Annotated in this window: 22 protein-coding genes and 2 pseudogenes; 13 read left to right on the top strand and 11 right to left on the bottom strand. The window is 50.1% G+C overall.

Features of this window, described 5'->3' with window-relative positions; all coding sequences use genetic code 11:
• The first annotated feature begins 49 nt into the window (after positions 1-49).
• Entirely contained in the window at positions 50-499 is a 450-nt protein-coding gene (gene azu, locus VC28_RS11185) for an azurin (RefSeq protein WP_049630711.1), read from the top strand.
• A gap of 134 nt (positions 500-633) precedes the next feature.
• Here azu and VC28_RS19570 read toward each other — a convergent pair whose 3' ends face one another.
• Positions 634-1,158 carry an META domain-containing protein gene (locus VC28_RS19570; protein WP_197085515.1) on the bottom strand — a complete coding sequence of 175 codons (525 nt, stop codon included), beginning with the start codon at positions 1,156-1,158 and terminating at the stop codon, positions 634-636.
• 74 nt (positions 1,159-1,232) lie between these two features.
• On the bottom strand, positions 1,233-1,718 hold the full coding sequence (locus VC28_RS11170) for an arsinothricin resistance N-acetyltransferase ArsN1 family B (protein ID WP_049630708.1): 486 nt from the start codon (positions 1,716-1,718) through the stop codon (positions 1,233-1,235).
• A 188-nt stretch (positions 1,719-1,906) separates the two neighbouring features.
• Between VC28_RS11170 and VC28_RS11165 the strand changes: the two genes are divergently transcribed.
• Complete coding sequence (locus tag VC28_RS11165) at positions 1,907-2,101, top strand: hypothetical protein (protein ID WP_049630707.1); 195 nt, start codon at positions 1,907-1,909, stop codon at positions 2,099-2,101.
• 92 nt (positions 2,102-2,193) lie between these two features.
• On the opposite strand, the gene VC28_RS11160 is transcribed toward VC28_RS11165, so the two are convergent.
• The 5 genes and pseudogenes from VC28_RS11160 to VC28_RS20110 all read right to left on the bottom strand — a co-directional run.
• On the bottom strand, positions 2,194-2,571 hold the full coding sequence (locus VC28_RS11160) for a GFA family protein (RefSeq protein WP_049630706.1): 378 nt from the start codon (positions 2,569-2,571) through the stop codon (positions 2,194-2,196).
• Positions 2,572-2,582: 11 nt separating this feature from the next.
• Complete coding sequence (locus VC28_RS11155; protein WP_049630705.1) at positions 2,583-3,269, bottom strand: hypothetical protein; 687 nt, start codon at positions 3,267-3,269, stop codon at positions 2,583-2,585.
• 236 nt (positions 3,270-3,505) lie between these two features.
• Positions 3,506-4,129, bottom strand: coding sequence for a PEP-CTERM sorting domain-containing protein (locus VC28_RS11150; RefSeq protein ID WP_053094192.1), 624 nt, complete (start codon positions 4,127-4,129; stop codon positions 3,506-3,508).
• 255 nt (positions 4,130-4,384) lie between these two features.
• On the bottom strand, positions 4,385-7,993 hold the full coding sequence (locus VC28_RS11145) for a discoidin domain-containing protein (protein WP_049630703.1): 3,609 nt from the start codon (positions 7,991-7,993) through the stop codon (positions 4,385-4,387).
• Positions 7,994-8,377: 384 nt separating this feature from the next.
• Positions 8,378-9,163, bottom strand: a pseudogene (locus VC28_RS20110) (discoidin domain-containing protein); the annotation flags it as partial.
• Between VC28_RS20110 and VC28_RS20105 the strand changes: the two are divergent.
• Positions 9,075-9,452, top strand: coding sequence for a pentapeptide repeat-containing protein (locus VC28_RS20105; protein WP_369799057.1), 378 nt, complete (start codon positions 9,075-9,077; stop codon positions 9,450-9,452). The pseudogene VC28_RS20110 and the gene VC28_RS20105 sit on opposite strands and share 89 nt — an antisense overlap.
• A 1,103-nt stretch (positions 9,453-10,555) precedes the next feature.
• Here VC28_RS20105 and VC28_RS20100 read toward each other — a convergent pair.
• Together VC28_RS20100 and VC28_RS11135 are read right to left on the bottom strand one after the other, a co-directional pair.
• Positions 10,556-11,395 (bottom strand): annotated as a pseudogene (locus tag VC28_RS20100) (family 16 glycosylhydrolase); the annotation flags it as partial.
• Between the two features lie 461 nt (positions 11,396-11,856).
• Positions 11,857-12,351 carry a hypothetical protein gene (locus VC28_RS11135; protein ID WP_197085514.1) on the bottom strand — a complete coding sequence of 165 codons (495 nt, stop codon included), beginning with the start codon at positions 12,349-12,351 and terminating at the stop codon, positions 11,857-11,859.
• Positions 12,352-12,624: 273 nt separating this feature from the next.
• On the opposite strand from VC28_RS11135, the gene rpsF reads away from it, so the two are divergent.
• The 10 genes from rpsF (at position 12,625) to smrA (ending at position 20,408) form a co-directional block, all read left to right on the top strand.
• The gene (gene rpsF, locus VC28_RS11130) at positions 12,625-13,068 is read left to right on the top strand and encodes a 30S ribosomal protein S6 (RefSeq protein ID WP_049630700.1); all 444 of its coding nucleotides are present in this window, start codon (positions 12,625-12,627) and stop codon (positions 13,066-13,068) included.
• Between the two features lie 2 nt (positions 13,069-13,070).
• Positions 13,071-13,298, top strand: a complete 228-nt coding sequence (rpsR, locus tag VC28_RS11125) for a 30S ribosomal protein S18 (protein ID WP_007643439.1) — start codon at positions 13,071-13,073, stop codon at positions 13,296-13,298.
• Between the two features lie 12 nt (positions 13,299-13,310).
• On the top strand, positions 13,311-13,757 hold the full coding sequence (gene rplI / locus VC28_RS11120; protein ID WP_049630699.1) for a 50S ribosomal protein L9: 447 nt from the start codon (positions 13,311-13,313) through the stop codon (positions 13,755-13,757).
• Between the two features lie 163 nt (positions 13,758-13,920).
• Positions 13,921-15,327, top strand: coding sequence for a replicative DNA helicase (dnaB, locus tag VC28_RS11115; RefSeq protein WP_255356016.1), 1,407 nt, complete (start codon positions 13,921-13,923; stop codon positions 15,325-15,327).
• Between the two features lie 18 nt (positions 15,328-15,345).
• Positions 15,346-15,870, top strand: a complete 525-nt coding sequence (locus tag VC28_RS11110; RefSeq protein ID WP_049630698.1) for an MOSC domain-containing protein — start codon at positions 15,346-15,348, stop codon at positions 15,868-15,870.
• A 120-nt stretch (positions 15,871-15,990) separates the two neighbouring features.
• On the top strand, positions 15,991-16,842 hold the full coding sequence (gene panC, locus VC28_RS11105) for a pantoate--beta-alanine ligase (RefSeq protein WP_049630697.1): 852 nt from the start codon (positions 15,991-15,993) through the stop codon (positions 16,840-16,842).
• Positions 16,843-16,881: 39 nt separating this feature from the next.
• Positions 16,882-17,262, top strand: coding sequence for an aspartate 1-decarboxylase (gene panD / locus VC28_RS11100; RefSeq protein WP_049630696.1), 381 nt, complete (start codon positions 16,882-16,884; stop codon positions 17,260-17,262).
• 77 nt (positions 17,263-17,339) lie between these two features.
• The gene (locus VC28_RS11095; RefSeq protein ID WP_049630695.1) at positions 17,340-17,561 is read left to right on the top strand and encodes a hypothetical protein; all 222 of its coding nucleotides are present in this window, start codon (positions 17,340-17,342) and stop codon (positions 17,559-17,561) included.
• A 208-nt stretch (positions 17,562-17,769) separates the two neighbouring features.
• Positions 17,770-19,707 carry an acetate--CoA ligase gene (gene acs, locus VC28_RS11090; protein ID WP_049630694.1) on the top strand — a complete coding sequence of 646 codons (1,938 nt, stop codon included), beginning with the start codon at positions 17,770-17,772 and terminating at the stop codon, positions 19,705-19,707.
• 119 nt (positions 19,708-19,826) lie between these two features.
• Positions 19,827-20,408: a DNA endonuclease SmrA gene (gene smrA, locus VC28_RS11085; RefSeq protein ID WP_049630693.1), complete on the top strand. Its 582-nt coding sequence runs from the start codon at positions 19,827-19,829 to the stop codon at positions 20,406-20,408.
• A 23-nt stretch (positions 20,409-20,431) separates the two neighbouring features.
• Here smrA and VC28_RS11080 read toward each other — a convergent pair whose 3' ends face one another.
• Both VC28_RS11080 and VC28_RS11075 read right to left on the bottom strand, forming a co-directional pair.
• Positions 20,432-20,845, bottom strand: coding sequence for a DUF6524 family protein (locus VC28_RS11080; protein ID WP_049630692.1), 414 nt, complete (start codon positions 20,843-20,845; stop codon positions 20,432-20,434).
• Positions 20,846-20,956: 111 nt separating this feature from the next.
• On the bottom strand, positions 20,957-23,152 hold the full coding sequence (locus VC28_RS11075) for an O-linked N-acetylglucosamine transferase family protein (protein ID WP_049630691.1): 2,196 nt from the start codon (positions 23,150-23,152) through the stop codon (positions 20,957-20,959).
• Positions 23,153-23,221 lie beyond the last annotated feature (69 nt).

Genomic DNA, 23,221 nt, shown 5'->3' with positions numbered 1-23,221 from the left:
AGTAGCGCTTTGCTCATGATTCACTATCCACTATTAGAGAGGCTCGGCTATGAAAAAGTCTGTTTTTGCATTGTCTGCATTATTATTGGCTGGCGTTCAAGTTGCCCATGCAGATGAGTGTTCATTTACTCTGAACAGCAATGATTCTATGCAGTTTGATCAAAAATCGATTGCGGTGAAAAGTAATTGTAAAGAATTCACCCTGAATTTAGTGCACACCGGAAAATTGCCTAAAAATGTGATGGGACATAACTGGGTGTTGAGTAAAGCCGCGGATGCCAAAAGTGTTGCCAGTGATGGCTTGGCTGCCGGTGTGGATAATCATTACATCAAAGCGGGTGATGAGCGGGTAATTGCATTCACACATTTGATTGGTGGTGGTGAGACGGTATCGGTGACTTTCCCGGTAAGCAAACTGACCGCAGGTGAGACCTACACTTATTTCTGTTCGTTTCCCGGGCACATCGCTCTTATGCAGGGTAGTTTGACCTTGCAATAATATTTTATTTTTTGTTTGTTTTCTTTTTTTGCCAGCCCGCTTTTGCGGGCTGGCTTTTTATGTATCAGTGTTTATCGCGCAGGGTTTGTTGATGAACAGTTGGTTAGTTGTTATTGATTCAATAGTAATTAACACTAAGGCAGCGCTACCGCAATAAAGCGCGCGAAGACCTTGTCGGTGTTGTCTTTCAAATCCAAATATTCCCCCTGCAATTGATAGTGGGAAACTTGTGATAACCCATCAGTAAATGCTTGCGCTTGTTCGCCTCCTTCCATACATGCCATGCGTGTGCCTGCCATCTGCGAGAAAGTTACAGCTGTATCTGTCAGTTGATAGCCGCCCATGAAGCGATTGCAGCCATCTGAACCACTTACGCGATTGTCTTCGCCAAACACAATATGGGGTTCGCGTTGCTGATCGATGACCACAACATCTTTTCCGTTCAATCCAACCAGTTTCCAATAGGTATTCATGAGGCTAACAGAAGCATTTTCCGACGCGGCTGATGAAGTAGATTCAGTGCTGGTTAGTGTTGCTGATGCCGCCACAGAAGCTGCCACTGATGTGGTTGCCGCTGTGTCGGTGGCGGTTGGTTCTTTTGGACTGCAGCCAAATCCAGTTGCTGCAGATAATACCAATATCGCTAATTTGTATTTCATCGATAACCTCCTGGTGAGTGGTGCAATTGATTTGCGTATGAATCGATAATCATTGTAGTGCGCTTTTTGCATCGTTACAGCGCTTTCTGCCAATAGCCAATATCAATCCAGTGGTTAAATTTGAATCCCACCTGCGGAAAATGAGCGGCTTGCGCAAAACCAAATTTTTCGTGAATGTTTTCACTGGCGGTGTTGGGTAATGCAATGCATGCCAGCAGCATATGCATTCCCTGTTGCTTGAGTTGTGCAATTAATTCTGTGTAAAGACCAGTGCCAATTCCTTTGCTTGTGTTGTCAGGGTGCAAATACACGGTGACTTCAGCGGTGTGCCGGTAAGCGCTGCGGTCTTTCCATTTGCTTGCATAGGCATAACCGATAACTTCACCCTGAACCTCACATACCAGCCAGGGGAAGGTTTGGGTAATGGCATCAATCCGTTCACGCATTTGCTCAATACTGACAGGTGTTTCTTCAAACGTGATAACAGTGTTTTCGATGTAATGGTTGTAGATTGCACAAATGGCGGTGATATCGTTAATCGTGCAGGGGCGGATGATCATGCTGGCTCCATTAGCGTATTTGTCGTTAGTGTCAGGTGCAATTGTGAAATGTGGGAGATATTGGCGCAATTTCCGTAGTCGCGCCAATAAATTTAGCTGTGTGGCATTTGTGGCAAAAGAGGGGGGTGAATCCAATTCTTCGCAATCTGCATCTAAATCAAAACAGACGTCCAAAAAAAGGGGGGAATATGTTGACGTTTATTTTGTGGTTGTTGCTATGGGTAATTTGTTGGCCATTGGCGCTTTTGGCGTTGGTACTGTGGCCGCTTGTGTGGCTGATTTCTTTACCCTTCCGCCTGATAGGCATTACATTTGATGCGCTATTTGCGTTTTTACGTGCACTGTTATTTTTGCCGTCGCGGATTCTTGGGCATAAAGCCTGACCGTAGCCCGCATGGAGTGTAACGGAATGCGGGAAGACATTTCCTTGTGCGAAACCCCCGTATTCCGCCAGGCTCCATACGGGCTACGCAGGTTACACACTTTTGTGCGCAACGGTGTGGGCATACTGCTCCCAATTCTGCCCATCAAAATTCACAATCTTTACGGTTTTCGGTTGCGTGGTTAAACAGCGTAAATTCACATCTACACCGTCCGGGTTCGAGCGCGGAATATAAAAAGGTTTGATGCCGCAGGTTTTGCAGAATGTATGTTTTGCTACGCCGGTATTGAAGGTGTAGGTGGTGATATTGTTTTCACCGCTGATCAGACGAAAATTGCGTTTGGGCACAATCAAATGCAAAAATCCGGTCATATTGCAGATCGAACAATTGCAGTTTTCCACTTCCACCTCGTCAGGTGCTTCCACTTCAAATTTTATCGCGCCGCAATGGCAGTTGCCTTGATAGATCATAGGTTTTCCCGTTACTGTTTTACATGGACAGTGGTTTCAAAATTGCTGCGAAATTGGCAGCCGTAGGGTTCTGGGTATTGTTGGCTTGGCGTTATGGTTTTATCTGCTTCCGATATGTCATAAACGTAGCGTTTGAACAATGCGGTCATTACCAATTGTTTGTTGTGAATTTTCCAATCGAGTGAGGAAATTTCTTTTCCGTCTTCCAACTGGCTAATATAGGACTTGCCGTCCCCCATAAAATCTACAATATAAGATTCAGAACAATTCACAGAGCCAAGTTCCCAATCCAATATGCTGCTTTCATCGAGAAGCTTTTTTAAGCTATCGGTTTGTTGCGCTGTATTGTTGATTACATAAAGGCCGACATTCCCTTTAGTGTAGCGGTGCGCGCTAATTCCCTCTCCTAAACTAAACAGACGGGATTCCGGTGCGGGCAAATTCAGCGATTCCAATATTTGTTCAATCTGTTGATTGATGTGTGTTGAGCGGGAGCCGGGCGTGTAAATGATGTAAGCCCCTTCTTTTAACGGCGGTAGTGGAATTGTCTTTTGATAAGCGCTGAAGTCTGCTGTGTTTAATGATTGAAGTAATTGTTGCTGGGTGTGTTGATCAACACCCACTGTATAAACATGAATTTTTGTACTGCTACAGGCGGCAATAAACAGCATCAGTATCATTATGAGTGTTATGCGCATTTATTAACATCCTTTGATAATTGTAGGTGCGTGTATTCAGGTCTGTAGGTGATTGTTCGCGTAGCTCGCATGGAGTGTAACGGAATGCGGGGAGATATTTCCATGTGGGGAAAGCCCCCGTATTTCGCTAGGCTCCATACGGGCTACGGATGAGGTTTGGCTTTACCCCAAAAACAAAAATGCCGCTACCAATGATTTGGTAGCGGCAAAGCAGGGATGCTGTGACGGTGGTGTGATTAGGCTTTTTTGTTTTTACGGCCTAACAATACGCCTGCTACGCCGAGCAGTAATAATACGAGTGAGGAGGATTCGGAAACTGAAGTGGATTGGTTGTAGGTGAAGTTGTCCATCACATAATAATCGTTGCCATCATTCGGTGTGTAATTCCAAACTTTCAGTTCGAGCGCATTAATTCCGAGAAAATTAAAATCAAACCACTGTGCTGCGCTGGTGTTGATGATGACGGTTTGGGTGAATAACGCGGCGTTATTTAAAAATCCGGTCACCATTAAATTGGTGTTGTCTTTCCATGCCGATGCGAAAGAGGCACCGTTGAAATCAAACGTTTCACCGCCGGTAGTTTTGATTAGGCTGGTGGATGCGAGAAAGTTAAATGCTGCATAGTCACCGGATATCACGCCATTTTCATAACCACTGTCAGGCGCTGTATCTTTATGGATGTACGAGACATTAGAGAAGAAGGATTCTCCCCAGTTAAATCCGTGATAACCGGTTGGAATTACATCGAGTTCGGTTGCGGGCAAATCGTCAAAGGTGATGACCGCTGCTTGGGTTGTTGCGGCGGCGCTTAAACACAGTGATAACAATAATGATAAAAAGAGTGAGTGAGATTTTTTCATGGTCGTGTCCATTAGTTGATTTTTGATAACGCTTTTTTATGTGGTAGATATCACTCCGGCATTCGTTTGCCATTGGATTTTATGTTTCGAAAACGCATAAATACATCCATGTAGCTCCGTCAAGTCGTCCCTGACTTGACGGTTTCGAAACATAAAATCCAACGTCAAACTCACATCGCAGTGAATTCAAAAAACCGCCCGCAAAAAATCGCGGGCGGTTTAATGGTGTCACCGAATAACGGTCATACTTTTTAATTAGTATCCGGTCAGACGCACCTCCCAGATTGAATAACCCCATTGGTTACCAGTGCTGCGCGTGGTGCCGTTAATGCGCACGTAGCGATAGTTGCCGCTGAGGGTAACGGTATCGGTGCGGGTGCCAAAGGTACCGCCAGTGCGTGTTGCGATGGTGGTCCAGTTGGCGTTGTCGTTTGAGCCTTGAACGGTGTAGTTCGCTGCGTTAGCGGCTTCCCAATCGATGGCAATTTGGGTCAGGGTTTTTGCGCTGCCCAGGTCGAGTGTGATCCAGCTTGGGTCAATACCATGCGCTGACTCCCAACGGGTGCCACCGTTTTTATCGATTGCATTCGCTGCCGGTGTTAAGGCCGTGCTCGCGGTTGCGCTCACGGGTGTTAACAATGCCGGTGTTGCAGTGCTTGATACGGAGCTGCTGCTTGCCGCTGCATTCTGTGCATACACTTTTAATTCAAAGATCGAATAACCCCAGGTGTTGCCGGTGCTGCGTGCAGTGGCATATACACGTACATAGCGATAGCTGCCGCTCACGGCATGGGTGTCGGTGCGGTTGCCGAATGCGCCGCCAGTGACGGTTTTCAGTGTGGTCCAGCTGGTGCCATTGGTAGAACCTTGCACTTCATAGTTCGCCGCGTTGGCGGCTTCCCAATCGATAACCACTTGGGTCAACGCACGGCTGCTGCCAAGGTCAACCATCAACCAGCTTGGGCTTACACCGTGGTTGGATTCCCAGCGGGTAGCGGGGTTGCCATCGACGGCGTTAGCGGCTGGCATCATGTTGGTGCTGCCAGTCACCGGACGACCTTGTGATACCAATACCGAGGCCGGTGCGCTTGAACTGCTCACGCTGGACGGTGTTGATGAAGGCGCACTGGAGCTGGCGACTGATGAAGCCGGTGCAGATCCGGTGAAGGACACCGCAAGGGTGTGGCTCGCTGAAATCGCATTAAAGGTGTAGCTGTTCAATGCGCCGAGTGATACACCATCCACAATCACGTTCGCAACTTGTCTACCCGCCGGTGGTGTGAAGGTATAGGTCGCGGAATCCGTATTGTTTTTGCTGTAACGGATGGTGCCGGCCGGGCTGATGCTGCCTACGCCGTCCAAATTGATGGCATAGATGCGGTGCGGTTTCAGATCCACTGCCATCAACTGTACATCGGCCACTTCAACTACCTGACCTGCCGGTGGGCGGAACCAGAAGCGGAAGTTGCGTTCATTCGCTGGTGGATAAGCGCTGAAGCCGGTGAAGCCTTCATAAGTGCCATCGGTGTTGCTGTTGGTCCAGTCGATCATGGTGTTGTTGGCGGTGCCGTATTCCACTTTGAACTGGGCAAGGCTGCGCGGTGCCGATTTATCGCCTGCTACCAACACTTCTTTTACTTCAAAGTCAGGGTCGATATTCACACTGACCCACAGGTCTTGATTATCTGCCACACCCGGACGGCCACTGGCTTTGTTGCCGGTTGAGCCATCGACCGCGCGTGAGGCAACGCCCCACCATTCACTTTCCCAGCCTGAGCTTGCGCCAGTAAAGTTGGTTGCGCTGATGGCTGGAACCAATGGATCGCCGGAACCGATGTAAGCAATTTCACGAATTACCACATCATCGATAAAGGTGGTCGCATTGCCCATGTTGCCGAACAGGAACGCAAGGCGGCCTGCGTTATCACCCGCGGTAAAGTCCACATTGAAGCTGTAGTTCGCCATAGTGGTACCCAGTGCGACTGTTTGCAGCAAATAGGTGCCAGGGGTGGATGGGTTCAGTTGGTTTTCGGACAAACGCACCTGAATGTTGCGTGGCGATGCCGCGCGAGCGCGGAAGCTCACTTGGTAACGATAATTGCGTTTTAAGCCAAAGCCCGAGGTGTGCAGCTGGTATGAGCCTGAGCCGGTACCTTGTGCCGCCGCAGTGATGCGCGCTTCGCCATTAATCACCGCATAGGCTGCACCTGAACCGTCGTAGTTCTCGCCTTGCCAGCCGGCCAAACCATCGTTGAACGCGCCGTTACCCAGCACATTGATGCTGCGATCTACTTGCGCAGTGCCAGCCGGTTTTGGATAAACGTTGGCCACATCTTCAAAGGCTTTGAATTCCAGCAGCCAGATCGGCTCGGCTTTATCGATACGGCCTTTGGTAACGAGTTTGACGTAACGGTAAGTCTTGTTCACATCAAAGGTATGGGTTGCCCAACCTACGCTCTGTTGGTCAGAGCTGAGGATGTATTCCCAGTTACCGGAAGAGGTTTTGCCGTAAATGTCGTAGGACTTGGGCAGGTTCCAGCTCCACTCGATCCAGAAGTACTTGATCGGTTTGTCCACACCGTAATCGATGGTGACTGAGTGCATGTTGTCATCGCGTGGGGTTGCCCACTTGGAGCCAACATAACCGTCCGCTGCGTTCTTGGCGCTGTTGTCGCGGTAGGCGTTATCGCCTTCCTGCAAGTAAGCATCTGCCGTTACCGACACCGGTGCCATCCAGCCTTTCAGCGAGTAGAAACCTTTGGTGTTGTTGGTGGGGCGGAAGAAGCTGTATTTGCTCTCGTCGATGTACTTGTGCCAGCTGTCGGTAGTCGGCAGCGGCCAATGCGCCACATAGTCCACCAGGAAATCGGTACCGGTGCGGCCGATATTGGTGTTCATGGCTGCAGTATCGATGTACTCATACTCGGTCACGCCATTGGTGGTGCGGGTGTAGCCAGTTTTGTTGGCCACGTTCGCGTCGGTGCTGAACTTGTTGTAGTTGCCTACATCCGGCCATTCCACGTGGGTGATGGCGTGGTTGAGGATCATGCGCATCGGGGTCACGTAGGGCCAGGGTTGGTCGCCGCGCTCGGCTTTGGTCCAGGTATAGGTCTTCACGCCGTTGACGTAGTACTCAACCGACTCAGGGGTTTTGATCACGCCATAGGTGATGTACTGGTCGCTCGGGTTAATGCCCAGCTGCGCGTAAGTGGTACCGAATGGGTTGCCGCCGTACGCAGGGTAGGGTGCCGACCAGTGGGTTTGCGGGGCTTTACTCGCGTTGGCACCGGTGAACTCGATAATGTCCAGCTCCTGACACGCGGTCCAACCCACATCCGGGAAGTTTCCTAATAACCACCAGGCGGGGAATTCGCCATTGCGCGCCGGCGGCATTTTGATGCGCGCTTCAAACTTACCGTAGACGAAGGTCGAATCGTCGGTAATTTGCGATTCAATCCGGCCCGCGCGGATAAACAGCGGCTTGCCTTGTCCGGCATTGCCACCGTAGTAGTCCTGGATCTGGCCGTCCATATAGCGGGCTTTCAGGTTCAGCACCTTGCCATCGCTTGCGCCAGCGTCCGGCTGCCCGACACGGAAGGTCCAGTCAGCAGCGGGGTATTCCACGTCCTGGTAATCAATATCTTCGCCGTTTACAAAGATATTTTTTTCCACCAGCCATTTATTGCGGTCGATGCTCACGCCATCGAATTGATCGACAAAGCTGGTGTTGTTATTAGGGCTGGCCCACCAAGGATCGTTGTAGGCAGTTTGGGCTTGTGCTGTGCCTGCACACAGGCCGAGGCCAAGCAGGGTTGCAGCAAGGGGTTTCCTCTTCAAAGAAGAGAGTTGTAGTAGTAAATGCATAGTTCCTCCAAGGGAATTATTTTTTATTCGGTGGAGTGATAAAAAATCGCACTTCGTTATTTGTGTTTTTTACTTACATCGCAGCCAGGTTTTGCCTGCAGTTTTCACATCAATTGGCTTGTTATTGTTAACACTGTCTTGCCTTGTCGTTTTTCCGTTAGCTGATCCGTTATCAGCCTGTTTGCTTACATCCATAAACCGGTTCTAAAAAATCACCCGGCATTGGCATTGCTGGCAATGCCGGGTGAGAAGGTATCCGTGCCCAGCGGGTCTGCGGGCACGGATTGAGGGAGCTTGTTTCCCTCCTCCCAGAGGGAGGAGGAGTAAGAAAGTGGTTCTTTACCCCTTCCCCCCTCTGGGGGGAGGTTGGGAGGAGGGCATTTACTACCAGCCCAATACACGCGCTTCCCAGATTGAGTAACCCCATTGGTTGCCCACACTGCGGGCGGTTGCGTGGATACGTACATAGCGGTAGCTACCGGCGATATTCAGGGTATCGGTACGGGTGCCAAAGGTGCCGCCGGTGCGGGTGGCCAGGGTTGTCCAGTTGCTGTTGTCGTTCGAACCCTGCACGGTGTAAGTCGCGGCGTTAGCGGCTTCCCAGTCAATCGCAATGCTGCTCAGGGTTTTGGCGCTGCCCAAATCCAATGTGATCCAGCTTGGGTCAAGTGCATGGAATGATTCCCAACGGGTACCACCGTTCTTGTCGATCGCATTCGCTGCCGGTGTTAAGGCGGTGCTGGCGGTGGCGGCGACAATATTCAGCGGTGCTGCCGGTGCAAGGCTGGAGCTGGCAGCAGAGCTGCTGGCCGGTGTGCCCTGTGCGTAAACCTTCAACTCCCAGATGGAATAGCCCCATTGGTTGCCTGCACTGCGTGCGGTGCCGTAGATGCGCACATAGCGATAGCTGCCGTTCACTGCATGGGTATCGGTACGGGTACCAAAAGTCCCACCAGTGACCGATTTCAGGTTGGTCCAGCTGGTGCCGTTGGTAGAACCCTGAATCTGGTAGCTACCCGCGTTGGCCGCTTCCCAATCAATCACGACTTGGGTCAAGGCTTTGTTGCTGCCCAGATCAACGATGATCCAGCTAGGGTCGATACCATGGTTGGATTCCCAACGAGTCCCGGGGTTGCCATCTACAGCGTTGGTAGCAGGTGTCATTTGGGTGCTGGCGGTCACCGGACGGCCTTGCGATACCAATACCGATGGGCAATTGCCACAGGCTGCTGAGCTACTAGATGACGCAATACTGGACGGTGCGACACTTGATGGCGCTGTGCTGGATGGTGCAACACTGGACGGTGCAACGGAGCTTCTGCTGCTACTTGCCACGCTTGATGGTGCTGTGCTTGAAGGTGCAGCACTGGATGGTGCTGTACTTGACGGCGCAGACGAGCTGCCCGCTGTGGCAGGAGCATCTTTGTTGTACTCCATCACGCGGAAGTTATCGAAGTAGAAAGTGCCAGTACTGGCCACACCGGGGGTGATGAGGAATATCAGTTGATCCACGCCGGTAAACGGTGCAGAAGCTTTGTTATTTGCCCAATCACCCAGCGCTGCGCGGAAGTTGTAATTGAATTCCAGCGTTTCCCACTGACCGGTTTTAGTGGTCTCGGTTTGGTAGAAGCTATGGCGACCTACTTGCCAATCAGCCGGAGTCACAGCGCTGACTTGCAGCTCGTTTTCCAGATTCATGGAAATAATGGTGCCTACAGGTGCTGTGGTGTAGACATCAACCGCGACACGTACCATGCCGTGTTGGGCATCCATGGCATCCGGAATACCGGTAATACCGTTGAATGCGAGAGTATCGTAAGTGGCACCGGCATCACGTACATAACGCAGCACGTTCGGTGAAGAATTCACAGCGTTAGGTGCAGGGTTGGCGACGATTGTGCGTACTCCGCTGGTGTAAGGCGCTGCTTTGATTGCGCCATTGCTGGTGCCATCGAAGTTGGCGATGGTTTGCTTGACGCTATAACCATTGTCCGGCCATACGATACGGATGTTATCCAGATAGAAATCGGCTGGGCGGTTTGAGCCTGCCTCTACCATCAAGACCAGATTGTCCGCCTGGCTTGCCGCAATTGCAGAGTCCGGTGTGCCGGTATAGCCCAGCTCCACGGTATGCCATTCACCTGCTTTGCCGATGGTGCCGTTAAAGCGGGCAAGGCGGCCGGTATTGCCATCCCAGCTTGGGGTGACGCTCACAACGGCATTGTTTTCCAAACCACCGCCGATCTCTTTACCCAAAAGGTTCGGAGAGCCTGCGGGGTAATAAATATCGGCAAAAATCTTGGCGCGGCCAGAGCGCAACTCACCTGCATTGAGTTTGCCAAAGCCGGTCAACTTGAGGTTATCCCACTGTTGGCTGGCATCGCGAGTGTAGCGCAACACTTTGCTGGAGGTATTTACTGTGCCCGGTGCAGGGTTATTCACGACTGCGCCAGCGGCCATTGATACGCCGTTTTGCACGTGAGTAAGCCCTAACCCGCTCTCATAATTGGCGAGGGTTTGGGTACGACCTTGCTCGATAGTGACAGGCTTGCTTACGGTTTTCAGGCTGCAACCACTGTTAAAGGTGACGCTGAAATTGCCAGAGCGGGCACTATTGCCAATAGAGGTAACGATTTCACGTGTGCCCTGACCGGAAACGATGTTGACGCCTGCAGGGAGCGACCAGTTGTAGCTGGCACTGGCAGGGCCATCGACGCGGTATTTCTTAAAGGTTTCGCCGCGATACACATAGGTATCGCCTTCAATCGACCAGCTTGCGTCGTTTTTAAATACTGCAACGTAGTCCACTTGCATTAACTGCTCAGGGGCTTCGCTGCCATCGGGGAAGCCGGGGAACCAGCCGCCAATCGCCAAGTTTAAAATGACGTGGAAGGGGCGGTTGTAGAAAGAATCCCAGTTGGAGCGGACGGGGTTTACGCCATCAAGTTTGCTGCGCGAGCTGGAAATTTTGGGTACGCCGTCAATCGACCAGACCATGCGGTCTTCGTACCATTCCACGGCATAGGTATGCCAATCGGTCTTGGTGCGGCCTGCTTCCGGAGCGATCAGGTTGTCCGGATTTGGCCAGCCGGTGTTGCCGTTGTAGGGCCAGTAAGCGCCGTAGTGCAGAGTGCCACTGATGTCTTCATGGGTGCCGGCGGCTTCCATGATGTCGATCTCGCCATTGTTTGGCCAGCCGTGGCTGTCGCGTTGCGATTCGGTGGACATCATCCAGAACGCAGGCCAGGTGCCTGATGCTTTAGGCATTTTGATGCGCGCTTCGATCTTGCCGTAAGTCCAGTCTTGCGCGTTTTTGGTACGCAGACGCGCGGATGTCCAGCTCTTGCCTTGGTAGGCTTCGCGAATTGCTTTGATGTTCAGCAAACCGCCACTAAGCCACATGTTCTCGGGGCGGTCGGTGTAGTACTGGAGTTCGCCATTGCCGCCGCCATCGCCATTCACTTCCTGCGACCAGTAGTTGCGGTTGAGCGATGTGCCGTCAAAGTCATCTCTCCATACCTGGTTCCAGCCACAGGTTTGTGCCTGTGCGGTGTGGCCAAGTGCCAACAATCCTACTGTCAGTAATCCTGTTTTCAGTCCATAGGGAAGCGTGCCGTAGCGGGCGGGGATTTTCATAGTTGCCTCTCGATTCATTATTGTTAGCGTTTTTGTTTGTTATCGATGCAGTCAGTCCACTGCATGTTGGGCAATATTTCACCTCTGCAGGCAGGCGTTCCTCCTGTTTTTTGCGGGTTGTATAAAACTGAGAAGCCCCACTTAGCGAAAGTGCAAAGTGGGACGCGCAGAGTGAGGGCTTTTTAACGGTTGGATGTGATGGATAAAGAGGGAGGGCTGGCGGTGCGTCAGTCTGCCTTGGTAACAATAGAGGGCTGTTGGTTGGCTTGTGCTGCCATTTTTTCAATATAAGCAGCGAAGCTGGGGTCTTCACCGGTCAGTAGTCTGGGCAGCATTTCGCGGAAATGTGGCTTGTTGCACCATTCCATGATGTAGTCCTCCCAGGAGTTCCAGCGGCGCGCCTGCTTGGATTCCATATCCTCTTCATAAAGAAGCAGGTAGGCGCGCTCAAACAGCGATGTGAGCATGCTTAATATAATTAGCAGTCGCTCTTCTTGTTCTTCGTTGAGATTACTGGTTCCTGTTGTGGAAAAGAGGCGCAGATCCGGGTGTTCCAGTGCCACTTTTAAAAAGTCCTGATAGTTGTCCGACAGTAACTGATAGACCTCTTCTTCTTCGTTTTCACGCTCTTTGCGCTGTTCATATAAAAAGACAAAGATCGCCATGGGTAAACCTAAGGTGGTTACTACATAGCTACCGATTTCCCAAAATTCTGCGGACATCACTCAATCCTCCTGTTCGCTACAGGCAAGTTTAACAGGGCTTTGGTAAAGCGGGAGCGAGCCTGGGTAAACATACTCAGGAAAACCCCAGAGAAGGGGTATTAGGCGCTGGATGATTTTTGTCTTGCTTCACTAGTACCAAATCCGTAAAATGCCGCACCCCAAACCGGCCGGGGGTATGCAATGCGAAATCATTCAAAAACCGGCTACTCCTTGTCTCACTGGATTGTTATTGCAACATACCGGGAGACTTTAACCCGTAAGGAGCTATAAATGCGTCATTACGAAATCGTGTTCCTGGTTCATCCGGACCAAAGCGAACAAGTACCTGCAATGGTAGAGCGTTACACCTCTGCTATCAAAGCTGACGGTGGTTCAGTTCACCGTTTCGAAGACTGGGGCCGTCGTCAATTGGCCTACTCAATCAACAAAGTACACAAGGCTCACTATGTTCTGTTGAACGTTGAGTGCTCTGATGCTGTGTTGGAAGAGTTAACTACCAACTTCCGTTACAACGATGCCATCCTGCGTAGCATGGTTCTGCGTGAAGATGCTGCGATCACCGAAGAATCGTTCATCCTCAAAGCTGAAAAAGAAGGCCGCGAGCGCAAAGCACGTCCGCCACGCGCTGAACGTCGTGATGATGCCGATGCAGAAGACCTGTCTGATGAAGACGGTGTTGATGCTGAAGACTTTGAAGAAGAGCAGGGGGTATAACCATGGCACGTTTTTTCCGTCGTCGTAAATTCTGCCGTTTTACCGCTGAAGGCACCAAGCGCATCGATTATAAAGATGTTGAAACCCTGAAAGCCTACATCACTGAAACTGGCAAAATCGTTCCAAGCCGTATCACTGGTACCAAAGCAAAATACCAACGTCAGTTGGCTACTGCTATCAAGCGTGCCCGTTACCTGGCTTTGATTCCATACACTGACAGCCACGAGTAAGGGGTAATAGAGATGGAAGTTATTCTGCTTGATAAAGTAGGTAAGCTCGGCGCTATCGGTGACAAGGTTACCGTTAAGTCTGGCTACGGCCGCAACTACCTGTTGCCACAAGGCAAAGCGGTTGCTGCTACTGCAAAAAACATCGCTGACTTCGAAGCGCGTCGCGCTGATTTGGAAGCGGCTGCAGCTGCAAAAATTGCTGATGCAACTGCACGTGCTGAGAAGCTCGCACAGTTGGCTGTGACTATCGCTGCCAACGCTGGTGACGAAGGCCGTTTGTTCGGTTCTATCGGTACTCGCGACATCGCTGACGCAATCACTGCGGCTGGCGTTGCTGTTGCCAAGTCTGAAGTTCGCTTGCCACAAGGCGTTCTGCGTGAAATCGGTCAATACGAGATCGATGTTCAGTTGCACGCTGAAGTGATCCAGGCTGTTAAATTGGCTGTTGTTCCAGAGTAATTCTTTGGCGCATTAGCGTTGCAAGTCAGCGTTTGCTGACAAGCAAGGTGAAATCGGGCACTATCGACAACCTTTTGGTTGTGCCGCTAGTGCCCGATTTTTTTTGCACTCGATTTGGCCGATAACCTGCTTTTATAAAAACCAATACGTATTCCAACGACTTATGCCTGAATCCAGTTTCGACACCACCAGCTTTGAGGATCGCCTCGCCAACGAGTTAGCCGGCCATAGCGCATTGCCGCATTCGGTCGAGGCCGAGCAATCGGTATTGGGTGGCTTGATGCTCGATAACAATCGTCTGGATGCCGTGCTGGAAGTCATTTCAGAAGCGGATTTCTTTCGCGATGACCACAAGCTGATCTTCCGCATGATGTTGAATTTGCAGGAAGCAGGCCAGCCGCTGGATGTCATCACCCTCTCGGAAGAGCTGCACAAGCATGATGAGCTGGAGCGTGTAGGTGGCTTGGGCTATTTGGTTGAAATGGCCAACAACACCCCGAGTGCCGCCAACATTGCCGCTTACGCCAAAATCGTGCGCGAGCGTTCCACCCTGCGCCAACTGATCGCTGCGGCGCAGGACATTAGTAAGTCCAGTATGAATCCCGCGGGCTTGGATTCTGATGACCTGCTGCAGCTGGCTGAAAAACGCGTTGCCGAAATCGCCGAGGATCGCCCTAAAGAGGGTGGTTTGGTCGGTGTTAATGAATTGCTCAAAGAGACCGTCAAGCGCATCGACGAGCTGTTTCGTTCCGGCAGTGATATTACCGGTGTACCCTCGGGCCTGACCGAGCTGGACCAGCGTACCTCGGGTTGGCAGCCGGGTGAATTGATCATCCTTGCTGCACGTCCGTCGATGGGTAAAACGGCGCTGGCGCTGAATTTTGTCGAAGGCGCGCTGTTCAATCAGCCCAAACCTGTTGTTATTTTTAGTATGGAGATGCCATCGTCTGCGCTGGTGATGCGTATGATGTCGTCGATTGGCCGTATCGACCAAGGCAAAATGCGCAACGGTAAACTAACCGAAGAGGATTGGCCAAAGCTGTCGTCGGCAGTTGCAAAACTGAAAGACAAACTGCTGTTTATCGATGATACCGGCGGTTTGAATCCGCAAGAAATGCGCGCCCGCATTCGTCGTATTGCGCGCGAGCATGGCAACCCCGGCATGATTATGGTGGACTACCTGCAGTTGATGACGGTGGCTGGCAGTGGCGAAGGTCGCACCCAGGAGATCTCGGAAATTTCCCGCTCGCTCAAAGGGATGGCCAAAGAATTTGAGTGTCCGATGATCGCACTTTCACAGTTAAACCGTGGTGTAGAGCAGCGCCCCAACAAACGCCCGATGAACTCCGACTTGCGTGAATCCGGTGCTATTGAACAGGACGCCGACGTGATCCTGTTTATCTACCGCGACGAATACTACAACGAAGACAGCCCCGATAAAGGTATCGCCGAACTGATTATCGGTAAGCAGCGTAACGGTGAAATCGGTACCTGCCGCGCCGCATTTATCGGCAAATACACTCGCTTTGATAACCTCGCACCTGAGTACATGCAGCAAGACCACTATTAATGCTGACAGGATTTTCCGATGAACAGCCAAGCCCGCCTGCTCGATAAGCTCTGTACCAACATCGCTCCCGGTAAACTGGAATGGATTGGTTTACGCAGCGAGCGGCGCGGCGAAGTTGTCGTAGTGGGGCAGGCTGAAGCAGTAGTGGATCTAGGTTTGGTGGGCGACCATCGCATGAAAAAAACACCCGGTTCTGCTCGTCAGGTAACGCTTATCAGCAGTGAATACATCCGGCAGATTTGCCATCACACAGGTCATGCCACCATTGATCCATGCTTGCTGCGCCGCAATCTGGTGATTTCCGGAATGAACATGAATTTGCTGCGTTACCAACGTCTGCAAATCGGCGAAGTGATCCTTGAAACCAATGCGCTCTGTCACCCCTGTTCGCGTATGGATGAAGCACTGGGTGCCGGTGGTACAGCGGCGATGTTTGGCTACGGTGGTCTGTGCGCCAAAGTTCTTCAAGGTGGAGTGATGCGCGTTGGCGATCCTGTGGTGCGTCTGCCGCAAGTGGGGGATCAGGTTCGGCTATTCCCCTAGGTGTCGCTTATCCGTAATGTGCGGTTATTTTTTGTCCACAAAATATACTTCTCCAGCCTGAGCGTGTATTATCGCGCGCCCGAATCCCAGCCTGTTTGATGGGCAGAGTGAGGCATGAATATGCAGGTTTTTCACCATATCCAATCCCTTCGAGAAGAATTGGCTGCCGAGCGCAAAGCCGGTAAGCGCATAGGTTTTGTGCCGACCATGGGCAACTTGCACAACGCCCATCTCGAACTGGTCAAAATCGCCCAGAAGAATTGCGATGTAGTGGTCACCAGCATCTTCGTGAACCCCTTGCAGTTCGGTTTAAATGAAGATTGGGACAAGTATCCGCGTACTCTGGCGGCCGATACTGCCAAGCTGGAATCGGTTAGCTGCGATTACTTGTTTTGCCCCGATGAAAAGGAAATCTACCCTAATGGTATGGCCGAGCAGACGCGCGTCATAGTGCCTACTATGACCGATGTACTCTGCGGTGCCAGTCGCCCCGGTCACTTTGAGGGCGTGACAACCGTAGTCACCAAGTTGTTTAATATTGTCCAACCGGATGAAGCAGTATTCGGGATCAAGGATTTCCAACAGTTGGCAGTGATCCGCCGCATGGTGGAAGACCTGTGTATCCCCATTAAAATTACTGCGGGCGAGATCTTCCGCGAAGCCGATGGTTTAGCCATGAGCTCGCGCAATGGTTTTATCACTGCGGATGAACGCCCTAAAGTAGCGTTGCTCAACCGCAGTTTGAATGCAATCAAGCAGGCGATAATTGATGGTCGCCGCGATTTTTTAGTGCTTGTGGACGAAGCGCGTGCGCAAATAGAAGCGAGCGGGTTTCGGGTGGATTACATCAGTATTTGCAACAGCCGCACGCTGGAAATGGCGGCACACGATGATCGGGAGATCACTATACTCGGCGCCATGTATACGCAAGGCGCGCGGTTAATTGACAACGTTTCGGTAGTTCTTGGCTAGTTGTTAGCAAGCTACTCAAGTGATTCCCCGGAGGATTCCATGCTTTCACATATGCTTAAAGCCAAGTTACACATGGCAACCGTGACCCAGGCAGAGCTCTGGTATGACGGTTCCTGTGCGATTGATGCCGACCTGGTGGCTCTTGCCGGTATGCGTGAGTTCGAGCAAATTGATATATACAACGTTAACAACGGTGAGCGTTTCCACACCTATATCATCCTTGCCGAACCCGGTTCAGGTACCTTCTCTATGAACGGTGCTGCTGCGCGGAAAGTGGCAGTGGGCGATCGCGTGATTATCGCTACTTATGGCCATTTCACCGAAGCTGAGTTGCTCAACCACAAGCCAAAGCTGGTGTATCTCAACGAAGATAATACGGTGAACCGAACATCTAATACGATTCCCATGCAAGTAGCCTGATTGGCGATTGCTTACGTATAAAGAAAAGGTCGCCCAGCGGCCTTTTTTTTGGTGCTGGATTTTACAAAGAGGCGTTTATGTCCACAAAAGCAGACGATATCCTCAAGCGTTTTGAGGGGTTGCAACAGGCTGATGACGAGCCGGAAAAAGAGCATACGCTGCAAGAGAATGCCAAGCAGCGTGCGCTGAAACCGGATCATATCAACGCCGGTACGGCGTTTGATTGGGAAGATATGGAAGCTTACGCAAAAGAGTTGGAGCGGTTAGATCGCGAAGGCCCGGGCATCAGAAAGCCATGATGAGCGAGTGGGTGGGGGATTTTTCACGCCTCATCCCGGTGCGGAAATTTCATTTTTTGCACTGTATTGGACAACGTTGTCATTGAGATTTGAACCTCAATCCTGCTAAGCTTGGCCTCTATCGAAAGTGCGGATTTAAGCTGTCCCGGTTTTCATCCGTTACTGCCCTCCTGATGTAATAACAAGATAAAGGCAAAGAGAGATAAGCATGTCAGACGTTCACTTGTATCCGGTTCCTGAAAGTTTTAAATCCAAGGCGGCAATCAATCTGGCGCGCTATAAGGAAATGTACGACCAATCAATCAATGCCCCCGATACTTTCTGGGCGGAGCAGGCAAAAACCTTCCTGACCTGGCAGCAGCCTTGGTCGCAAGTCACCAAAAGCGATCTCAAAAAAGGTGAAGTGGCCTGGTTTGTTGATGGCAAGCTGAATGTCAGCGTGAATTGTATCGACCGTCATTTACCGGCGCGTGCCAAGCAGACGGCGATTATCTGGGAGGGGGATGACCCTTCCGAAGACCAATTTATTACCTATCAAGAGTTGCATGATCAGGTCTGTCGCCTCGCCAATGCACTGCGTGAGCGCGGTGTGAAAAAGGGTGATCGCGTCTGTATTTATATGCCTATGATCCCCGAAGCGGCTTACGCCATGCTCGCCTGTACCCGTATTGGTGCCATCCACTCCATCGTATTCGGTGGATTCTCGCCTGAAGCATTGAAAGACCGCATTCAGGATGCCAACTGTCAGGTTGTGATTACGGCGGACGAAGGTCTACGCGGTGGCAAGCGTGTTCCTTTGAAAAAGAATACCGATGTCGCCTTGGCACAATGCCCTGGCGTGCATACATGCATCGTGGTGAAGCGCACGGGTGGCGATATCGCCTGGGATGAAAAACGCGATTTCTGGTACGAAGATCTGGTTGAGCGTCAATCAAATGAATCCGAACCGGAAGTGATGGATGCGGAAGATCCGCTGTTTATCCTCTACACCTCAGGTTCTACTGGTAAACCCAAAGGCGTATTGCACACCACTGGTGGCTACCTGCTGCAAGCGGCTATGACTCATAAATACGTGTTCGATTATCAGGAAGGCGATGTTTACTGGTGTACCGCCGATGTCGGTTGGGTGACCGGCCACAGTTACATCGTTTACGGCCCGCTCACCAATGGCGCGACCACGCTGATGTTTGAAGGTGTGCCCACTTATCCCGATGCTTCACGCTGCTGGCAAGTGATCGACAAACACGGTGTAAACAGCTTCTACACCGCGCCCACCGCGATTCGTGCACTGATGGGCGCAGGTAATGAGTTTGTCACCAAGACCTCGCGCGCCAGCCTGAAAATCCTCGGCAGCGTGGGCGAACCCATCAACCCCGAGGCGTGGGAATGGTACTACCGCGTAGTGGGCGACAGCCGTTGCCCGATTATGGATACCTGGTGGCAAACCGAGACCGGCGCACACATGCTCACGCCATTACCGGGCGCGATTGACCTCAAACCCGGCTCAGCCACGGTTCCCTTCTTTGGCGTACAGCCAGTATTGCTGGATGCCGAAGGCAAAGAAGTGGTCGGCGCGGGCGAGGGCAATCTCTGCATTAAGGCCGCATGGCCAAGCCAGATTCGCACGGTATTTGGCGATCATCAACGCTGCATCGACACCTACTACAGCACCTATCCCGGCTACTACTTCACTGGCGACGGCGCGCGTCGCGATGCTGATGGCTACTACTGGATTACCGGCCGCGTAGACGATGTAATCAACGTGTCTGGCCATCGCATGGGCACTGCGGAAGTGGAAAGTGCGCTGGTGCTGCATGACAAAGTGGCAGAAGCTGCGGTAGTCGGTTACCCGCACGATATCAAAGGCCAAGGTATCTACGCCTATGTCACCCTGATGGCAGGAGAGCAACCGAGCGATGAATTGAAAAAAGAATTGCTGGCGTTGGTGGTGAAAGAGATCGGTGCCATTGCCCGTCCGGATGTTATCCAATGGGCACCCGGCCTGCCAAAAACCCGTTCCGGCAAAATCATGCGCCGCATCCTGCGCAAAATCGCTGCCAATGAACTGGATTCACTGGGTGATACTTCAACGCTCGCAGATCCAGCGGTAGTGAATGAGCTTATTGCCAATCGCGCCAATAAGTAATCGTCAGTGCAATAGAATTCATCCCGATTGATCCGGGATGCGTAAAACAAAGGCCGCCTCACAAGGGCGGCTTTTTGTTTTACAATTTCAACCCTTTATCGCCGTTCAGATGTCCGCTTATGTCTACCAATAACCCGTCAGATGCCGATTTTTTCCTCTCCCAAATGAAGGGTGTGAAACCCATTAAAGTGGAAGAAAAAGTGGTGCTCGCTTCCCCGCATCAGGATAAAACCAGCATTGAACCCCGCCGCAAAGCCGCGACGGCAGAACTGGAAAAAGATAAAAATTTTCTCTCGGGCGAATACATAGAACCGCTTGACCCACTCGCGGTGATTGAATTCAAGCGCGATGGAGTACAAAACGGCGTCTACCGCAGTTTGCGCATGGGTAAATATCAAATTGATGCGCGCCTTGATTTGCACAACATGACGGTCGATCAAGCGCGTAATGCCGTTTTTCAATTTATCAAAGACTGCATGACCAACGATATACGCTGCGCGTTGATTACCCACGGCAAAGGCGAAGGGCGCGAACAACCGGCGCAATTAAAAAGTTGCATCGCGCATTGGTTGCCGCAATTAAATGAAGTAATGGCTTTTCACTCCGCACAAAAACGCCACGGTTGGGTGGGCGCAACTTATGTGTTGTTGCGTAAAAGCGAAAAGAAAAAACAGGAAAACTGGGAGATGTTTAATCGTTAAAAAAACCGGCTTTCGCCGGTTTTTTACTTTTCCTCAATCTCATCTACATCCACTTGCCCGCTCATGCGGCGAGTGAAGTGCGACCAACACATACCGACTGCAAGCAGTGCTGCAAGTAAAACTTCAATCACCCAAGCCATTGCTGAAATATCGGAAACGCTTAAAAAGCCCCAGTAAATAAATAGCCACATCAAACTCGCAAATAACGCAGCCAATACAACAATGCCGACAATACCAAGAGAGTTGAGTGTTGCTTTGATGTAAACCCCCCAGCCAATCAGTAGGATAAGCCCGGCAATAACAATATAAGGAGTAATGTGATGGATACTGTTATACACCCAATGAAAAAAAGAATATCCACTCGGGTTATAGCTTAGTAACACGAGCAGTAAGGCAAATAAAAATCGCAGGGCGACACCGGAAGCAGTCAGGTTCATAGCGGATTCCTTTGTAAGTAAAACTGAGGTGTATTAATGTTATTGAGCAAAATAATCCATTATTACTTTCTTGAAATCAATCAACGTTGTTCATGAGGGATAGCGTTGCCTCTATACATTGATGTTGCAATAGTGGTTATCAACGATATGCAGCATGGTTTTTTCAAAGTTTCGTGCGAATCTGGGTGCATCAAATAATGGTGATGCGATTACTTTATCCCTTAATATTTCACGATTTTTGGTAAGGTAATCCAGATTGCCAGCAAAAAAAATGGCTTTATTAATATAGTCATCAGTGCTATCTGCAATCCATTCGGATTGTTCGACGCAGTGTGTAATTGATTCGCCCAATCTCGACCAATAATCATATCCTTTTAGTGTGAGAACAGGGACTCCCATCCATAAAGTATCAGCAGACGTGGTGCCGCCAGTTCGGGGGAATGGGTCCAGTGCTATGTCTATTTTGTTGTAGGACCTAAAATAATCCTGGCGCGATGTTTTGCCTTCTAAAATGAGTTGCTGTGGAATAATCCCGTGGATAGCAAAGCGGCGATAAGTAGATTGTATGACGGACTCTTCGCTTAATTGCTGTGATTGAAGGTGAAGTTTTGAATTTGGTACTGAGAACAATATTTTCGCCCAGGTGGCGACAACATTATCATTCATTTTTATTAAATTATTAAAACAGCCGAAAGTAATGTAACCATTCGCTAATACGGGTGGTGTTACAGTAGGAATATCTTCGATCAGTGGAGAAAAGCAGCCGCCAATCTCCGGGAAACGACATACTTTTTCAGTGAATTGATGCTCGGATCCGCCAGGAATTACAATTTTGTCACCGAGTATATAGTCCATTTCCGGCAAGCCTGTTGTAGCAGGGTATCCAGCCCAAGTCACTTGAATAGGAGCGGGCTTATAAGCAAACATGGGCAGGCGATTGTGTGCACTGTGCCCGGATAGGTCGAATAAAATATGCGGTGCATCCTGGTGAATCAGTTTGGCTGCATCCAGGTCACTTTTTGCATGGATTGGCTGCCATTTGATGAAATGAGGCTTTAGCAATTCAGTAATATCATCTTCTTTATGGTGGGACGGGTAAGCAATTAATTCAAATTTATCTTTGTCGAAATGACGAAGCATGTTTTCTAAAAACGATGCGACTGCATGTCTGCGGAAATCACCCGATACAAAACCTATTCGAATCTTTGATCCTGCATTTTTATTTGGGTTTTTGCACAACCATGAGGTGTATTTTAGTTTGGCTTGGGCAGATGCTAATTTTCCGTATTGGATAGATTCTTGCAAAAATTCTTCGGGTGAAAGTTTGGCGTGATAGCCAGTGAAAAGTAAATAGTTGCTGTAATGTGCCAGCGAAACGGTTGGTGAAATAGTAATGGCTTTTTTGTAGTGCTCCAGTGCACTTTCAATGTCGCCAAGATCTTTGTAGATGTTGCCTAGAGTATTGTGTGCATGAGGCCATTGTGGATTTAGGCTAAGCGCTTTCTCTATTACTATTTTGGCATCTTCCGGTTTTTCCTGCTTTTGCAAAATAATTCCCAGATTATTCATTGCTACAACATCGCCCGGGTTGATTTCTATTGCTTTGCGGTAAGCCTCTTCGGCTTCGATAAAACGGTCTTGAGCGGCGCTGTTAAAGGCCAGATTGCAATAAGCGCTGGTAAGGTGTTGATCTAAATGAATTGCTTGGCGATAGCTATTTTCTGCTTCCGCATATTTTTTTTGATGATTTAATGAAATTCCAAGATGGTTATGTGCTTCGGCCATTGATGGAGCGAGCAGTATTGTAGTTCTGAAGCTGCTTTCAGCGTCGTGAGGTTTTTTTTGCATGAGTAATGCAAGCCCTAATTGAAAATGAACTTCCGGGCTGTCGTATTTATATGTGATGAATTTTTTGCATACTTTTTCAGAATCGCTGTATTTTTGTTGCGAGTGTAATATTTTTGCAAGCGAGATGCTGGAATCAAAATCCTGCGGGTTTAGTGTAATTGCTTTGCTGAAGTGTATTTCGGCTTGGCTAAGGTTGCCAGTTGATTGAAAGAGGTGGGCAAGGTTTCGTTGCGCCTCTGCATCTTTTGGTTCCAGTTGGGTAGCTTTCTGCATAGCAGGGATTGCATCGGTAGTTCGGCCTTGCCTTGCGCGGGCAACCCCTAATATTTTCCAGACTATGTTTGCTTTGGGGTGTAGCTTGCTGAGCTCGTGTGCTTTTGTTTCGGCGTCAATATTGCGTCCATTGTTAATGAGCTGTATGAGATTTTCTAACTCAGCTTGTGTTGGGCCCTTTTTCAATTTTTCCGTGTCCTCTTTGTTGTCTGGTCGCGTTTATTATTAGTCTATGAATTCACTATAGCTGCTTTT

The sequence above is a fragment of the Cellvibrio sp. pealriver genome (genome assembly GCF_001183545.1).
GTDB lineage: Bacteria > Pseudomonadota > Gammaproteobacteria > Pseudomonadales > Cellvibrionaceae > Cellvibrio.
This window is presented reverse-complemented; position numbering and strand designations above follow the sequence as displayed.

What these genes read in the sequence shown, in the direction of transcription:
- panD (WP_049630696.1), top strand. Translation starts at nt 16,882, where the DNA reads ATGCTTTCACATATGCTTAAAGCCAAGTTACACATGGCAACCGTGACC.
- VC28_RS11170 (WP_049630708.1), bottom strand. Translation starts at nt 1,718, where the DNA reads ATGATCATCCGCCCCTGCACGATTAACGATATCACCGCCATTTGTGCA.
- rpsF (WP_049630700.1), top strand. Translation starts at nt 12,625, where the DNA reads ATGCGTCATTACGAAATCGTGTTCCTGGTTCATCCGGACCAAAGCGAA.
- VC28_RS11160 (WP_049630706.1), bottom strand. Translation starts at nt 2,571, where the DNA reads ATGATCTATCAAGGCAACTGCCATTGCGGCGCGATAAAATTTGAAGTG.
- rplI (WP_049630699.1), top strand. Translation starts at nt 13,311, where the DNA reads ATGGAAGTTATTCTGCTTGATAAAGTAGGTAAGCTCGGCGCTATCGGT.
- VC28_RS19570 (WP_197085515.1), bottom strand. Translation starts at nt 1,158, where the DNA reads ATGAAATACAAATTAGCGATATTGGTATTATCTGCAGCAACTGGATTT.
- VC28_RS20105 (WP_369799057.1), top strand. Translation starts at nt 9,075, where the DNA reads ATGATCCAGCTAGGGTCGATACCATGGTTGGATTCCCAACGAGTCCCG.
- VC28_RS11080 (WP_049630692.1), bottom strand. Translation starts at nt 20,845, where the DNA reads ATGAACCTGACTGCTTCCGGTGTCGCCCTGCGATTTTTATTTGCCTTA.
- VC28_RS11155 (WP_049630705.1), bottom strand. Translation starts at nt 3,269, where the DNA reads ATGCGCATAACACTCATAATGATACTGATGCTGTTTATTGCCGCCTGT.
- VC28_RS11150 (WP_053094192.1), bottom strand. Translation starts at nt 4,129, where the DNA reads ATGAAAAAATCTCACTCACTCTTTTTATCATTATTGTTATCACTGTGT.
- rpsR (WP_007643439.1), top strand. Translation starts at nt 13,071, where the DNA reads ATGGCACGTTTTTTCCGTCGTCGTAAATTCTGCCGTTTTACCGCTGAA.
- VC28_RS11135 (WP_197085514.1), bottom strand. Translation starts at nt 12,351, where the DNA reads ATGTCCGCAGAATTTTGGGAAATCGGTAGCTATGTAGTAACCACCTTA.
- VC28_RS11165 (WP_049630707.1), top strand. Translation starts at nt 1,907, where the DNA reads ATGTTGACGTTTATTTTGTGGTTGTTGCTATGGGTAATTTGTTGGCCA.
- acs (WP_049630694.1), top strand. Translation starts at nt 17,770, where the DNA reads ATGTCAGACGTTCACTTGTATCCGGTTCCTGAAAGTTTTAAATCCAAG.
- VC28_RS11145 (WP_049630703.1), bottom strand. Translation starts at nt 7,993, where the DNA reads ATGCATTTACTACTACAACTCTCTTCTTTGAAGAGGAAACCCCTTGCT.
- azu (WP_049630711.1), top strand. Translation starts at nt 50, where the DNA reads ATGAAAAAGTCTGTTTTTGCATTGTCTGCATTATTATTGGCTGGCGTT.
- smrA (WP_049630693.1), top strand. Translation starts at nt 19,827, where the DNA reads ATGTCTACCAATAACCCGTCAGATGCCGATTTTTTCCTCTCCCAAATG.
- dnaB (WP_255356016.1), top strand. Translation starts at nt 13,921, where the DNA reads ATGCCTGAATCCAGTTTCGACACCACCAGCTTTGAGGATCGCCTCGCC.
- panC (WP_049630697.1), top strand. Translation starts at nt 15,991, where the DNA reads ATGCAGGTTTTTCACCATATCCAATCCCTTCGAGAAGAATTGGCTGCC.
- VC28_RS11110 (WP_049630698.1), top strand. Translation starts at nt 15,346, where the DNA reads ATGAACAGCCAAGCCCGCCTGCTCGATAAGCTCTGTACCAACATCGCT.
- VC28_RS11095 (WP_049630695.1), top strand. Translation starts at nt 17,340, where the DNA reads ATGTCCACAAAAGCAGACGATATCCTCAAGCGTTTTGAGGGGTTGCAA.